The 13,805-nt window shown below is 68.9% G+C and carries 12 protein-coding genes and 1 tRNA gene; 10 read left to right on the top strand and 3 right to left on the bottom strand.

Annotation, left to right across the window (positions count from 1 at the left end):
* Window positions 1-66 precede the first annotated feature (66 nt).
* Complete coding sequence (gene pyk, locus ACSHV8_RS32190; protein ID WP_436521869.1) at window positions 67-1,506, top strand: pyruvate kinase; 1,440 nt, start codon at window positions 67-69, stop codon at window positions 1,504-1,506.
* Window positions 1,503-2,381, top strand: coding sequence for an acyl-CoA thioesterase (locus ACSHV8_RS32185; RefSeq protein WP_436521867.1), 879 nt, complete (start codon window positions 1,503-1,505; stop codon window positions 2,379-2,381). Before pyk ends, ACSHV8_RS32185 begins: the two co-directional genes overlap by 4 nt.
* A 114-nt stretch (window positions 2,382-2,495) precedes the next feature.
* Here the strand turns inward: ACSHV8_RS32185 and ACSHV8_RS32180 are convergent, their stop codons facing one another.
* Window positions 2,496-3,440 (bottom strand): hypothetical protein, encoded by a 945-nt coding sequence (locus ACSHV8_RS32180; protein ID WP_436521865.1) that lies wholly within the window; start codon window positions 3,438-3,440, stop codon window positions 2,496-2,498.
* A 366-nt stretch (window positions 3,441-3,806) separates the two neighbouring features.
* Window positions 3,807-3,883, bottom strand: a tRNA-Leu gene (locus ACSHV8_RS32175).
* Between the two features lie 131 nt (window positions 3,884-4,014).
* Here ACSHV8_RS32175 and ACSHV8_RS32170 point away from each other — a divergent pair.
* The 5 genes from ACSHV8_RS32170 (at window position 4,015) to ACSHV8_RS32150 (ending at window position 8,788) form a co-directional block, all read left to right on the top strand.
* Entirely contained in the window at window positions 4,015-4,629 is a 615-nt protein-coding gene (locus tag ACSHV8_RS32170; protein ID WP_436521863.1) for an ANTAR domain-containing response regulator, read from the top strand.
* Between the two features lie 292 nt (window positions 4,630-4,921).
* A complete protein-coding gene (locus ACSHV8_RS32165) occupies window positions 4,922-6,070 on the top strand; it encodes a branched-chain amino acid ABC transporter permease (protein ID WP_436521861.1) in 1,149 nt (382 codons plus the stop codon).
* Window positions 6,071-6,080: 10 nt separating this feature from the next.
* The gene (locus ACSHV8_RS32160; RefSeq protein ID WP_436521859.1) at window positions 6,081-7,070 is read left to right on the top strand and encodes a branched-chain amino acid ABC transporter permease; all 990 of its coding nucleotides are present in this window, start codon (window positions 6,081-6,083) and stop codon (window positions 7,068-7,070) included.
* Window positions 7,060-8,016 carry an ABC transporter ATP-binding protein gene (locus tag ACSHV8_RS32155; RefSeq protein WP_436521857.1) on the top strand — a complete coding sequence of 319 codons (957 nt, stop codon included), beginning with the start codon at window positions 7,060-7,062 and terminating at the stop codon, window positions 8,014-8,016. Before ACSHV8_RS32160 ends, ACSHV8_RS32155 begins: the two co-directional genes overlap by 11 nt.
* Complete coding sequence (locus tag ACSHV8_RS32150) at window positions 8,009-8,788, top strand: ABC transporter ATP-binding protein (protein ID WP_436521855.1); 780 nt, start codon at window positions 8,009-8,011, stop codon at window positions 8,786-8,788. Before ACSHV8_RS32155 ends, ACSHV8_RS32150 begins: the two co-directional genes overlap by 8 nt.
* 862 nt (window positions 8,789-9,650) lie before the next feature.
* Here ACSHV8_RS32150 and ACSHV8_RS32145 read toward each other — a convergent pair.
* Entirely contained in the window at window positions 9,651-10,916 is a 1,266-nt protein-coding gene (locus tag ACSHV8_RS32145) for an ABC transporter substrate-binding protein (protein WP_436521853.1), read from the bottom strand.
* Window positions 10,917-11,148: 232 nt separating this feature from the next.
* Between ACSHV8_RS32145 and ACSHV8_RS32140 the strand changes: the two genes are divergently transcribed.
* From ACSHV8_RS32140 to ACSHV8_RS32130, 3 genes are read left to right on the top strand one after another with little or no spacing between them, the layout of a single operon-like run.
* Window positions 11,149-12,051 carry an ABC transporter substrate-binding protein gene (locus ACSHV8_RS32140; RefSeq protein WP_436521851.1) on the top strand — a complete coding sequence of 301 codons (903 nt, stop codon included), beginning with the start codon at window positions 11,149-11,151 and terminating at the stop codon, window positions 12,049-12,051.
* On the top strand, window positions 12,048-13,037 hold the full coding sequence (locus tag ACSHV8_RS32135; protein ID WP_436521849.1) for an amino acid ABC transporter permease: 990 nt from the start codon (window positions 12,048-12,050) through the stop codon (window positions 13,035-13,037). The genes ACSHV8_RS32140 and ACSHV8_RS32135 overlap by 4 nt, the downstream gene beginning before the upstream one ends.
* On the top strand, window positions 13,034-13,795 hold the full coding sequence (locus tag ACSHV8_RS32130; protein ID WP_436521847.1) for an amino acid ABC transporter ATP-binding protein: 762 nt from the start codon (window positions 13,034-13,036) through the stop codon (window positions 13,793-13,795). Before ACSHV8_RS32135 ends, ACSHV8_RS32130 begins: the two co-directional genes overlap by 4 nt.
* Window positions 13,796-13,805: the final 10 nt, after the last annotated feature.

The raw sequence follows: 13,805 nt of genomic DNA, 5'->3' as shown, positions 1-13,805 counted from the left end.
ACACCCGCAGTTCATGCCGAGGACGGGGGTCGGCCGCCGAGCCGCCCCAGGAGAAGGACTAGCCTGATGGCCGTGACACGCCGCGTAAAGATCGTCTGCACGATGGGCCCCGCCACCAAGTCTCCAGAGCGGATGCTCGGCCTGGTTGAGGCGGGCATGAACGTGGCCCGGATGAACTTCAGCCACGACACCCGGGAGAACCACCGGGAGATGTACGAGCTGGTCCGCTCCGCCGCGGAGCAGGCCGACCGTCCGGTCGCCATCCTCGCCGACCTCCAGGGTCCGAAGATCCGGCTCGGCAAGTTCGCCGACGGCCCGCACCGCTGGGAGACCGGTGACCGCGTCGTCATCACCAGCGACGACATCCTGGGTACGAAGGATCGGGTCTCCTGCACGTACACGCCGCTGCCGCTGGAGGTCAAGGCCGGTGACCGGCTCCTGATCGACGACGGCAAGGTCGCGGTCGAGGTGACCGGGGTCGTCGACGGCAAGGACATCCAGTGCCTGGTCACCGAGGGTGGCCCGGTCAGCAACAACAAGGGTGTCTCGCTGCCGAACGTCGCGGTCAGCGTCCCCGCGATGAGCGACAAGGACGAGGAGGACCTGCGTTTCGCCCTCAAGCTGGGCGTCGACCTGGTCGCGCTCTCGTTCGTCCGCTCGCCGGAGGACATCAAGCTGGTCCACAAGGTGATGGACGAGGAGGGTCGTCGCGTCCCGGTCATCGCCAAGGTGGAGAAGCCGGAGGCGGTCGACCACCTCGAAGCGATCGTCCTGGCCTTCGACGGTGTCATGGTCGCCCGTGGTGACCTGGGTGTCGAGCTCCCGCTGGACCAGGTTCCGCTGGTGCAGAAGCGCGCCGTGCAGCTGTGCCGGGAGAACGCGAAGCCGGTCATCGTCGCGACCCAGATGCTCGACTCCATGATCGAGAACTCGCGCCCGACCCGGGCCGAGGCCTCCGACGTCGCCAACGCCGTGCTCGACGGCGCCGACGCGGTCATGCTCTCCGGCGAGACCAGCGTCGGTAAGTACCCGGTGCTCACGGTCAGCACCATGGCCAAGATCGTCACCACCACCGAGGGCGGCCAGCTCGGCGTCCCGCACCTGCAGCACGACCCGAAGACGCACGGTGGCGCGCTGACCATCGCCGCCGCGCAGATCGCCCGGAACATCGGAGCCAAGGCGCTCGTCGCGTTCTCGCAGACCGGCGACACCGTGCGCCGGCTCGCCCGCCTGCACGTCGACCTGCCGCTCTACGCGTTCACCCCGGTCGCCGAGGTGCGCAACACCCTGGCGCTGAGCTGGGGCGTGGAGACGTTCCTGACCGACTTCGTCGAGCACACCGACGACATGTTCCGTCAGGTCGACGCGAACGTGCTGGGCCTCGGCCTGGCCAAGCCGGGCGACTACGTGGTCGTCGTGGCCGGCTCCCCGCCGAACGCGCCCGGTTCCACCAACACCCTGCGCGTCCACCAGCTCGGTGCCCTCGTGGACCCCGCCACCGTATGACGCAGCCCCTGCAGGGCCAGGCCGCCGTCGACCAGTTGCTGGAGATCCTCGATCTCCGGCAGGTCGACGCGGCCACCTTCACCGGTGACAGCCCGCAGACCGGTGCCCAGCGCGTGTTCGGCGGCCAGGTCGCCGGGCAGGCGCTGGTCGCCGCGGGCCGGACGGTGGATCCGGCCCGGAACGTGCACTCGCTGCACGGCTACTTCGTCCGGCCGGGCGATCCGACCGAGCCGATCACCTTCCACGTGGAGACGATCAGAGACGGAAGATCCTTTTCCGTACGGCGTTCCACCGCGAAGCAGCACGGCAAGACGATCTTCTTCATGTCGGCCTCGTTCCAGGTCCTCGAGGAGGGTCTGGATCACCACGAGCCGGCGCCGTCCGGGGTGCCCGCCCCGGAGGAGGTCCCCACCATGCGGGACTGGGTGGCCAGGTACCCGAGCCGCCGCAGTGTCTTCAACGCCAGCCCGCAGGCGGTCGACGTGCGTTACCTGGGCCAGCCGGGCTGGGTGCCGCCGGGCGACCGGGATGCCGAACCGCAGCAGCGGGTGTGGATGCGGATCGACGGCAAGCTGCCCGACGACCCGCTGATCCACGCGTGCGCGCTCACCTACGCGTCCGACCTGTCGCTGCTGGACGCCGTGCTGTCGTACCACGGCGAGGTGTGGGGGCCGGGCGGGGTGGTCGGCGCGAGCCTGGACCACGCGCTCTGGTTCCACCGCGACTTCCGGGCCGACGAGTGGTTCCTCTACGACTCCGCGAGCCCGTCCGCGAGCCGGGCCCGCGGCCTGGCCAACGGGCGGATGTTCACCCGGGACGGCCGGCACATCGCCAGCGCCGTCCAGGAGGGTCTGCTCCGCCGCGTCGGCGCGTAACACTCGTTTTTCCCGGCGCGGGCCAAGTCCTGTGGCTCCGCCGGTGGTGGATCCCGGCCTGGCGACCGGCCGTGCATCGGATCCACCACCGGCGAAGCCGGGGACAGGACTTTCCTAGTGACCGCCGGCCGGTCGTTCCGGCTTGGCGGCGTTTCCGGCCGGGGTGCCCTCGATGCCCTCCGGGCTGTCCGGCACCGGCGGCAGCTCGTCGTGCGGCGCGGCCTCGGTACCCGGTCGTGGTCCGGTGATCCCGGCCTGGGCCAGCATCGCGTCCAGGTCGGCGGTGGTCCGCACGACCCGGTCGTGGAACGTCTCCGCGTGCATCTCGGCCCCGACCGGCATCGAGGTTCCGACCGGCATCGGCATTCCGGTCGGCAGCGCGGTTCCGGCGGGCAGCGCGGTTCCGGCGGGCTGGGCGGCTCCGACGGGCAGCGAGGGCCCGGCGGGCGCCGGCGTGCCCGTGGTGTCCCGGGCCCGGTGCCGGGCCGGCCGCCGGGCCTCGAAGTCGGCGTGCCCGGCGGTGTACCCGGTCAGCCCGGTGGCCCGCTCGGCCGGCAGCTCCAGCACGTCGCGGCCCTTCACCGCGATCTCGCGCAGCCGCAGCGCGGTGACCAGGTCGGCGACCGCGCGCAGCACGCCCAGCCCGCCGAGGATGACCACGATCGCCTCGGCGCCCCGGGCGATCGGGCTGGCCGCGGTGAAACCGAGCGCGGTCTCGACCACGCCGACGGCGACGATCAGACTCCACACCCGATCCGCGTTGCGCGTCATCATTCCGACAGCGACGTCCACGGCGCCGCGGACCAGCAGGTACCAGCCGATCAGCGAGGCCGTGGTGGTCCAGCCGGCGTCGTCACTGAGCAACATGGCCGCACCGGTGGCGCCGAAGAGCCCGGCCAGCGCGACGTTCAGCCACCACGTCTTCGTCCCGGCCAGCGCGCGCAGGCCCTCGCAGACCGCTCCGAACAGCACGATCGGCCCGGCCACGGTGGCGATCCCGGCCGGTTCGAGCCGCAGCACGCTCCAGCCGATGACCAGCCAGGCGGCGGCCGCGAACATCAGGAATCCCCACATGCCTCCACGCGTGACGGTCAGTGGTGAAGAACCGGACCACAACATGAGGCCTCCCGCTGATGCTGTCCATGCCATGACAGCATCCGGGGCGCGTGGTGGCGGGGTGAACGGCGAGATTGCCCGGCTTCCCGGGGGGATTATGAGACCCTTTTTTGTACGGTGTAATCGCCGTACGGGAAATGTCTTAATGATTTTTTTCGGCGCCGCCGCAGGCCGCTCGCGGTGTCTCCGGGCGGGGACCGGAGTGCCGTCGCTGACGTGTGTGAATGTTTCGTCAAGGTGTGCCCCGTGTCACCGCATGGTCAACGGTGAATGGAGCACTCGCCAGACGGGTGCGCGAGGTGGTATTTCTGGTGTCCCCGGTGGGATTCGAACCCACACTGAATGGATTTTGAGTCCATCGACTCTGCCGGTTGGTCTACGGGGACAGGTGGCTAGGCCACACCGCGGGAAAGCGGCGGTGCCAAGCTCAGCGAGAGACAGCCTACCTACTACGCTGGGGAGGGTGACACCCAGATACCGGGGTGTCGCGACAGAAGAGGTTGGGGGAAGAGGTTCCGTGGCCGACACGCAGGCTGGTGCCGAGCGCAGGCGGGTGCTCATCGCCGAGGACGAGGCCCTGATCCGGTTGGATCTCGCCGAGATGCTCGTCGAGGAGGGCTACGACGTCGTCGGTGAGGCCGGCGACGGCGAGACCGCCGTCCGGCTGGCCGAGGAGCTGAAGCCGGACCTGGTGATCCTGGACATCAAGATGCCGATCATGGACGGGCTGGCCGCCGCCGAGCGGATCGCCGGTGGGCGCATCGCCCCGGTCGTCATCCTGACCGCGTTCAGCCAGCGGGATCTGGTCGAGCGCGCCCGGGCAGCGGGCGCGATGGCCTATCTCGTCAAGCCGTTCCAGAAGTCCGACCTGGTGCCGGCGATCGAGATCGCCCTGTCGCGGTATTCGGAGATCGCCGCGCTGGAGTCCGAGGTCGCCGGGCTGACCGAGCGCCTGGAGACCCGCAAGTCGGTCGAGCGGGCCAAGGGCGAGCTCATGACCAAGTACGCGATGACCGAGCCGCAGGCGTTCAAGTGGATCCAGCGCACCGCGATGGATCACCGGATGACCATGCGCGAGGTCGCCGACCGGATCCTCAAGGAGTCCGAGGGCGAAACCCCGGCCGCGGAGTAGTCCACCGTTCCCGTATTGGCCCTTGACCGTAAGTTGAGGCTCAGTAACGGCTTTGTTACGGCCGACTGTGTCGCTCCTCTCTGAAGCTATGATCCCCGCCAGTCTTCGCGACAACGCTGGCGGGGATTTCTGCTGCTAAACACGAGGAGCATCGTTGCGTAGAGCCGTGATCATCTTCACGGCCGTTCTCGGATTTGTGTTGACGTCCCTGGGGCTGGGCGCCACGAGCGCTCTCGCCGCGGGCGAGTCTTTGCAAGGCACGTTGGTCAACGCCGGCCAGCCAGTGGCCGGCGTGACGATCAACGTTTCCGACGAGAGCGGCACTTCGGCCGGTACGGCGACCTCTGCCGCGGACGGCAAATGGTCCGTCGCGGTCAAGGGGCCGGGCACCTACAAGGTCGACCTGGACACCACGACGCTCCCTCAGGGCGTGACCGTCACCAACGGCCGCCCGAGCCTTACTTTGACGGTATTCGAGGGCGCGGCCCGCAACGTGCTGTTCCCGTTGGGCTCGGCCGCCGCCCCGGGGAGCAAGCCGGTCGAGGCACCGGGGTCGTCCACCACCGATCGGGTGTTCGACCTCATCTACACCGGCATCCATTTCGGTCTGATCATCGCGCTGGCCGCACTCGGCCTGTCACTGATCTTCGGCACCATGGGCCTGACCAACTTCGCGCACGGTGAGCTGATCACCTTCGGCGCGCTGGGCTGCTTCGCGTTCAACGTGTGGGCCGGCCTGCCGCTGGTGGTGTCCGCGCTCCTGGCGGTGATCCTCGGCGGAGCCTTCGGCTATTTCCAGGACCGGTTGTTCTGGGGATGGCTGCGCAACCGCCGGACCGGCCTGATCGGCATGATGATCATCTCGATCGGTGCCGCCCTGGTGCTCCGCTACCTGTTCCTGTTCTTCTTCCGCGGCGACACCCGGCAGTACGCCGAGTACGTGGCGCAGCCCGGCATGGACCTGGGCGTCATCTCGGTCGCCCCGAAGAACCTGGTCATGGACGTCGTCGCGATCATCGTGCTGATCGGGGTCTCGCTGGCCCTGACCAAGACCCGGCTGGGCAAGGCGACCCGCGCGGTGTCGACCAACCCGTCGCTGGCCGCCGCCTCCGGCATCAGCGTCGACTCGATCATCCGGCTCGTCTGGACGATCGGTGGCGCGCTGGCCGCGCTCAGCGGTGTCATGCTCGGCCTGTTCCAGGGCGTGAACTACCAGATGGGCTTCCAGATCCTGCTGCTGGTGTTCGCCGCGGTCACCCTCGGCGGCCTCGGCACCGCGTTCGGCGCCCTGATCGGCAGTCTCGTCGTCGGTCTGGCCACGCAGCTGTCCACGCTGTGGATCCCGACCGAGCTCAAGAACGTCGGCGCCCTCGTGGTGCTGATCGTGATCATCCTCTTCCGGCCTCAGGGCATCCTGGGCCGCCGCGAGCGGATCGGCTGAGGGGGCCCCGATGAACTGGGACATCATCTTCGGCGTCTCGATCGAGTCGCTGTTCAACGCGACGATGATCGCGTACGCGCTGGCCGCGATCGGCCTGAACGTGCACTTCGGCTACACCGGCCTGCTGAACTTCGGCCAGTCGGCGTTCCTCGGCGTGGCCGCGTACGGCCTGGCCATGACCGTGGCCACCTTCGGTGCGCCGTTCTGGCTCGGCATCGTGATCGGCCTGGTCGGCGCGGTCGTGCTGGCGCTGCTGCTCGGCATCCCGACGCTGCGCCTGCGGGCCGACTACCTGGCCATCGTGACCATCGCGGCGGCCGAGATCGTCCGCCTGCTGTTCCGCTCGGTCACGCTGAGCGAGTGGACCGGCGGCTCCGACGGCCTCCAGCGGTTCTCCGACGACTTCTTCACGCTGAACCCGTACAGCGGCGGCCTCGACCTCGGCATCGTCACCTTCGACGTCCGTGAGCTCTGGGTCATGACGGTCGGCTGGATCCTCATCGCGATCTCGCTGCTCATCGTCTTCCTGGTGATGCGCAGCCCGTGGGGCCGGGTCATCAAGGCGATCCGGGAGGACGAGGACGCGGTCCGCAGCCTCGGCAAGAACGTCGTGTCCTACAAGATGCAGGCACTCATCCTCGGCGGCGTGCTCGGTTCGCTGGGCGGCTTCATCTTCGCCCTGAGCCGCGCGGCCGTGCAGCCGGACACCTACGGCACCGAGTTCACGTTCTACATGTACACGATCGTCATCCTGGGCGGCGCCGCCCGCGTCTTCGGCCCGGTCATCGGGTCGATGATCTTCTGGTTCCTGCTCGCGTTCATCAACGCGCTGCTGCCGTCGCTGATCAGCCAGGGATACATCCCCAGCTGGTTCATGGACGCCAACCAGGCGGGTGCGGTCGGCTACATCCTGGTCGGTCTCGGCCTGGTCCTCTTGCTGATCTTCCGTCCGCAGGGCATCTTCGGTGACAAGAAGGAGGTCATGCTCGATGGCCGATGACACCACCACCGTCCCGCCCGGCGTGGCCAAGGCCGCTGCCGCGCTCAAGGACGTCCCGCACGAGCCCGGCGCCAAGAAGCAGGACCCGATCCTGATCGCCGACGGGGTCGTCCGCCGCTTCGGCGGTCTGACCGCGGTCAACGTGGGCCACGTCGAGATCCAGCGCGGCGCGATCACCGCGCTGATCGGCCCCAACGGCGCCGGCAAGACGACCTTCTTCAACCTGCTCACCGGCTTCGACCGGCCCGACGAGGGCAAGTGGGAGTTCAACGGCAAGCCGCTGGCCGGCGTGCCCGCCCACAAGGTCGCCCGCCAGGGCATGGTCCGCACGTTCCAGCTCACCAAGGCGCTGTCCCGGCTCAAGGTGATCGACAACATGCGGCTCGGCGGCACCGGTCAGAAGGGCGAGAAGTTCTGGCAGTCGCTGATCCCGGCGATCTGGAAGGACCAGGAGAAGGAGATCACCGAGCGGGCCGACGAGCTGCTCGCCCGGTTCAAGCTCGACGCCAAGCGCGAGGACTTCGCCGGCAGCCTCTCCGGCGGCCAGCGCAAGCTCCTCGAGATGGCCCGGGCGCTGATGGTCCAGCCCGACATGGTCATGCTCGACGAGCCGATGGCCGGGGTCAACCCGGCGCTGACCCAGTCGCTGCTCGGCCACGTCAAGAGCCTGCGCGAGGACGGGATGACCGTCCTGTTCGTCGAGCACGACATGGACATGGTCCGCGACATCAGCGACTGGGTGATCGTGATGGGCCAGGGCCAGGTCATCGCCGAGGGCACCCCGGACACCGTGATGGCCGACCCGCGCGTCATCGACGCGTACCTGGGCGCCCACCACGACGGCACCCAGCACGACGCCGAGGCGGTGGCCGACGAGGTCGCCTCCGACGAGGCGTCCGAGACCCCCGGCCCGGCTTCCGAGAAGGCGGCGACTCCTGATGAGTGACGAGTCCACCAACCAGGTCGGCGACCGGTCCGAGCACCTGGCCGCCGCCGAGGGCGCCCTGGTCCGCGTCGACGACGTGACCGCCGGCTACCTGCCCGGCGTCAACATCCTCAACGGCTGCGACCTGTACGCCGAGCAGGGCGAACTGGTCGGCATCATCGGCCCCAACGGCGCCGGCAAGTCGACCCTGCTCAAGGCCCTGTTCGGCCTGGTCAACGTTCGTTCCGGCGCCGTGACCCTGCGCGGCGAGGCGATCACCAACCTGAAGGCGAACAAGCTCGTCGCCAAGGGCATCGGGTTCGTCCCGCAGACCAACAACGTCTTCGGCAACCTCACCATCGAGGAGAACCTCGAGATGGGGGTCTTCCTGGCGCCGAAGAAGTTCAAGGAGCGCTTCGAGTTCGTCGCCGGCCTCTTCCCGGCCCTGGGCACCCGGCGCAAGCAGCGCGCGGGCTCCCTCTCCGGCGGTGAACGCCAGATGGTGGCGATGGGCCGGGCCCTGATGATGGAGCCCAGCGTCCTGCTGCTCGACGAGCCGTCGGCCGGTCTCTCCCCGGCCATGCAGGACGAGGTCTTCTTCCGCACCAAGCAGATCAACGAGACCGGCGTCACGGTCATCATGGTCGAGCAGAACGCCCGCCGCTGCCTGCAGATCTGCGACCGCGGCTACGTGCTGGACCAGGGCCGCAACGCCTACACGGCGTCCGGTCGCGACCTGATGCACGACCCGAAGGTGATCGAGCTCTACCTGGGCACGCTCGCCCGCGCCTGATCCACCCGCACCAGCCGAGAGGCCCCGGACCAGTGGTCCGGGGCCTCTCCGCGCATCACCAAGATCCACCCAACGACGGTCCCCGCCGCACCTCAGGGGGCTGACCGCCACCGGCCAGGGTAGTCCGCTCGCCCAAGATCACGCCGACGCCCTGTGGACAACCCCGCGCTGTGGAAAACCACCGAACGGCGCCGCCGTCTGGTAGAGGCCGTTCTGGCTGCCGCGCCGGACTCGCCGCCGGAGCGGGCGAACCGGGGTGCGGCGGCCCGGCGTGCGGCGGCCCGGGGTGCGGCGCCCCAAAGCGCGGGCCCGGGGTGCGGCGCCCCAGAACGCGAAGCCCCGGGGTGCGGCGCCCCAAAGCGCGGGCCCGGGGTGCGGCGCCCCAGAACGCGAAGCCCCGGGGTGCGGCGCCCCAAAGCGCGGGGCCCTGGGGCGCGGCGGTCCGGGGCGCGGGGCGTGGCGGCCCGAGGCAAAGCGGGCTCCGGCCGGGCTTCGGGCCGCGCCCGCGAGGTCGCGCCGCGCCCGCGAGGTCGCGCCGCGCCCGCGAGGTCGCGCCGCGCTCGGGAGGTCGCGCCGCGCTCGGGAGGTCGGGCCGCGTTTGGGAGGTCGGGCCGCGCTCGGGAGGTCGCGCCGCGCAGGGAAGGCCGCGCCGCGCCGCGGCCTTGCGCCGGGAGCGGCTCGCGGGCCACCCGCCCCGCCCGGATGGTCGCCCGGCGGCCCGGACCACCGACTACGTCGCGGCCCAGGACCAGGGGCGGGGACCTTGCGGTCGGGGCCGGGGCTAGGACGTACCCCCGAATGGGTTGTGAAAAAGGGCTAGGGCCCGGCCGGACGGCCGAGCCCTAGCGGATGAAACGGTGTGTCAGGAGATCTTGCCGGACTGGTAGCCGACGTTCTTGTAGGTGTTGTCGGCGCCGTACTGGTAGATGCCGATGGTGGCCTCGGCCGGGTCACCGGCGTCGTTGAACTCGATCGGACCGCTCACGCCGTCGTAGTCGATGTCCTTGCCGGCGTCCAGCAGGGCCTTGCAGTCCTTGAACGTCGTGCACTTCTCGCCGCCCTTGCTGACCGCGGCGAGCTGCTTCGAGTACTCGCTCGGGGCGTCGCTCTTGGCGGCGGTGGCGGCGAGCGCCGTCAGGATCGTGGCGTCGTAGGACTCGGCCGAGTAGGAGTAGTCCTTCAGCGACGGGTCGACCGTGAGTAGCTGCTTCTTGAAGTCGTCGGTCGCCTTGGCGCCCGGCAGGGTGCCCTTGGCGCCCTCGAAGGTCCCGTTCGGGAACTCCTTGCCGTAGTTCGACAGGTTGCCGTCGACGAAGTACCACTTCTTGGTCTTCGCGGTGAGGCCGGCCTCGACCAGCTTGGGGACGATCTTCTTGGTCTCGTCGAAGCCGATCATGACGATCGCGTCCGGGTTGGCGGCCTTGATCTTGCCGACCTCGGCCGAGAAGTCGGCCGCCTTCGGGTCGTAGACCTCTTCGGCGGCGATGGTGCCGCCGCCGGACTCGATCGCGGCGCGGGCCGACTTGGCCAGGCCGGTGCCGTACGCGTCCTGCATGACCAGCAGGCCGACCTTGGCGTTGCCGTCGGCGACGATGAGGTCACCGAGGACGCGGCCCTGCAGCTGGTCCGGCGGCGCGGTCCGGAAGTAGAGGCCCTTGTCGTTGTACGTCGTGAACTGGTCCGACGTGTTGGCCGGCGAGATCTGGACGACGCCGGCACCGGTGATCTTGTCGATGACCGAGAGCGAGACCGAGGACGAGGCGGCGCCGATGATGACGTCGGCCTTCTCGGCGAGCAGCTTGTTCACGGACTGGCTGGCGATGTCGGTGGAGGTGTCACCGGAGTCGGTGTCGCTCTCCACGACGTCCTTGCCGAGCACGCCGCCGGCGGCGTTGATGTCCTTCACGGCGAGCTTGACGCCGGCGAACTCCGGCGGGCCGAGGAAGGCGAGAGAACCGGTCTGCGGCAGCAGGGTGCCGATCTTCAGCACGCCGTCGCCGGCGGCCGTCGTGGCGGCCGAAGTCGAACCAGTGGCCGGCTCGTCCTTGTCGTTAGAGCACGCGCTCAGAACAAGGGAAGCGGCACCCAGCACGGCGACGCTGCGCCATGCGAAGTTGCGGCGGATCATCAATTCTCCTTTGTCCAGCTGCGGTGGTAGCGGGGTGACGCCCACCGCCATGTTGCTGATGGAGGCAACCTAATGAGCCGGAGTCCGCTGCACTAGGTGCAAAGCGCGGCTGCAACAGGACAGTTGCGTAGTCGTAACCTTACCCATCGGTCAGACAGATCGGGCCGGGGCAAGATGGGCACCGCACTTGCTGTTCAGCAGTAATACCCCTTGAGCCTCACTAGGAGTCAACATGATCCGCAGCCACTCCGGCCGGGCGATCCTCGGCCTGGCCGCCGCGGCAGCCCTCACGCTGTCCGCGGCCGCATGCGGTTCGGAATCCGACGACACGTCGACCGGCACCGCGCCGCTGCCCAGTGCCTCGGCCGACACCAGCCTCGCCGACAAGGTCCCGGCCGACATCAAGGCGGCCGGCAAGCTGATCATCGGAACCGACTCGACGTACGCGCCGAACGAGTACATCGACGCCGACGGCAAGACCATCGTCGGCTTCGACGTCGACCTGTTCAACGCGGTCGCGCAGAAGCTGGGTCTGACCACCGAGTGGCAGACCGCCAAGTTCGACAGCATCATCCCGGGCGTCGGCAGCGGGAAGTACACGGTCGGCGTCTCGTCGTTCACGATCAACGCGGACCGGGAGAAGGAGGTCAACATGATCTCGTACTTCTCCGCGGGCACCCAGTGGGCCGCCAAGACCGGCTCGACGCTGAACCCGGACGACGCCTGCGGCAAGAAGATCGCCGTGCAGACCGCGACCGTGCAGCAGGACGACCTGAAGGCCCGGTCGAAGAAGTGCACCGACGCCGGCAAGGCAGCCATCACCATCGAGCCGTACCAGGCCCAGTCGGACGCCACCAACGCCGTCGTCACCGGTAAGGACGAGGCCATGCTGGCCGACTCGCCGATCGTGGCGTACGCGGTGAAGCAGACCAACGGCCAGCTCGCGCTGCTCGGCGACATCTACGACTCGGCGCCCTACGGCTACGCCGTCGACAAGAAGCAGACCGAGTTCGCCAACGTGATCGGCGAGGCGGTCAAGGCGCTGATCGCCGACGGCACCTACAAGACGATCCTCGACAAGTGGGGCACCACCGCCGGCGCGATCGACACCCCCGCGGTCAACCCGCCGGCATGACGCAGCCGACCGAGACCGGACGGGAGCGGCCCGAGGCGATCAAGGCCGTGCCCGTCCGGCACCCCGGCAGGTGGGTGGCGATCGCCGTGCTCGCGGTGCTCGTCGCGATGTTCCTGCACCTGATCTTCACGAACTCGGGCTTCCGCTGGTCGTTCATCTTCTCGTCGTACGCGCCGGGCAAGCGCGGCGTGATGTTCACCGAGCCGGTCCTGCAGGGTCTGCGCGGCACGATCCTGCTGACGATCCTGTCCATGCTGATCGGCGTCGGGCTGGGCATCGTCATCGCGATCATGCGGCTCTCGCCGAACAAGGTGCTGTCGTCGGTGGCCTGGGTCTACACCTGGTTCTTCCGGGCCGTGCCGCGGCTGGTGCTCGCGGTGATCTTCGGCAACCTGAACATCCTGTGGACCCGGGTCGGTTTCGGCCTGCCGTTCGACAAGCAGATCGGCCAGCTGTTCGGGATCGACAACTTCGACGGGCAGATCTTCAGCATCAAGTCGACCGACCTGCTGGCCGGGTTCGTGGCCGGCATGATCGCGCTCGGGCTGTCCGAGGCGGCCTACATGGCCGAGATCGTCCGGGCCGGCATCCAGTCGATCGACACCGGGCAGGCCGAGGCCGCCGTGGCCCTGGGCATGTCCCGGGGCCAGGTGCTGCGCCGGATCGTGCTGCCCCAGGCGATGCGGGTGATCGTGCCGCCGACCGGCAACGAGGTCATCGCCATGGTCAAGGACACGTCCCTGGTGGCCTACGTGCCGGTCACCGGGGAGCTGTTCTTCCAGCTGCAGCAGGTCGAGGCCCGGACGTTCGTGGTCCTGCCCTGCCTGGTCGCCGCGCTGATCTGGTATCTGATCATCTGCAGCGTGCTGATGGTCGTCCAGTTCTTCGTGGAGCGGCACTTCAGCCGGGGCTACGGCACGGCCGACAAGGCGCGGCTGCGGCTGCGGGACATCCAGGTCGAGCAGGGCGGGCGGATCACCACATGAGCGAGATGGTGCGGGCCGAGAACGTACACAAGTATTTCGGTTCTCTCGAAGTGCTCAAGGGTGTCGATCTGACCGTGCCGCAGGGCGGGGTGAGCTGCGTGCTCGGCCCGTCCGGCTCCGGCAAGTCGACGTTCCTGCGCTGCATCAACCACCTGGAGAAACTCAACGCCGGCCGGATCCTGGTCGACGGTGAGCTGGTCGGTTACCGCGAGCGCGGCGGCAAGCTGCACGAGCTGAGCGAGCGGGACGTGGCCAAACAGCGGCAGGCCATCGGCATGGTGTTCCAGCGGTTCAACCTGTTCCCGCACATGACGGTCCTGGACAACGTCATGGAGGCGCCCTGCCGGGTGAAGAAGGAGAACAAGGCGGAGGTACGGGATCGTGCCCTCGCCCTGCTCGACCGGGTCGGCCTGGCCGAGAAGGTGAGCAGCTACCCGGGCCAGCTCTCCGGCGGGCAGCAGCAGCGCGTGGCGATCGCCCGGGCGCTGGCCATGCGGCCCAAGGTCATGCTCTTCGACGAGCCGACCAGCGCCCTCGACCCGGAGCTGGTCGGCGAGGTGCTCGAAGTGATGAAGGGCCTGGCCTCGGACGGCATGACGATGATCGTGGTGACCCACGAGATCGGCTTCGCCCGGGAGGTGGCCGACGAGGTCGTCTTCATGGACGGCGGCGTGGTCGTCGAGAAGGGCCCGCCGGGCGAGGTCATCACGAATCCGCAGCAGGAACGTACTAAGGCATTCCTCAGCAAGGTGCTGTAAAGCGGGCGGG

Origin of the sequence: Actinoplanes sp. HUAS TT8 (genome assembly GCF_051380535.1) — a bacterium.
Lineage (GTDB): Bacteria > Actinomycetota > Actinomycetes > Mycobacteriales > Micromonosporaceae > Actinoplanes.
The sequence above is the reverse complement of the archived record's forward strand: the minus strand, read 5'-3'. Positions and strand labels throughout refer to the sequence as shown.

Coding starts and splice junctions, on each gene's coding strand:
- ACSHV8_RS32155 (WP_436521857.1), top strand. CDS start 7,060: ATGGCCGATGACACCACCACCGTCCCGCCCGGCGTGGCCAAGGCCGCT.
- ACSHV8_RS32145 (WP_436521853.1), bottom strand. CDS start 10,916: ATGATCCGCCGCAACTTCGCATGGCGCAGCGTCGCCGTGCTGGGTGCC.
- ACSHV8_RS32140 (WP_436521851.1), top strand. CDS start 11,149: ATGATCCGCAGCCACTCCGGCCGGGCGATCCTCGGCCTGGCCGCCGCG.
- ACSHV8_RS32180 (WP_436521865.1), bottom strand. CDS start 3,440: ATGTTCGCGGCCGCCGCCTGGCTGGTCATCGGCTGGAGCGTGCTGCGG.
- ACSHV8_RS32130 (WP_436521847.1), top strand. CDS start 13,034: ATGAGCGAGATGGTGCGGGCCGAGAACGTACACAAGTATTTCGGTTCT.
- pyk (WP_436521869.1), top strand. CDS start 67: ATGGCCGTGACACGCCGCGTAAAGATCGTCTGCACGATGGGCCCCGCC.
- ACSHV8_RS32135 (WP_436521849.1), top strand. CDS start 12,048: ATGACGCAGCCGACCGAGACCGGACGGGAGCGGCCCGAGGCGATCAAG.
- ACSHV8_RS32185 (WP_436521867.1), top strand. CDS start 1,503: ATGACGCAGCCCCTGCAGGGCCAGGCCGCCGTCGACCAGTTGCTGGAG.
- ACSHV8_RS32150 (WP_436521855.1), top strand. CDS start 8,009: ATGAGTGACGAGTCCACCAACCAGGTCGGCGACCGGTCCGAGCACCTG.
- ACSHV8_RS32160 (WP_436521859.1), top strand. CDS start 6,081: ATGAACTGGGACATCATCTTCGGCGTCTCGATCGAGTCGCTGTTCAAC.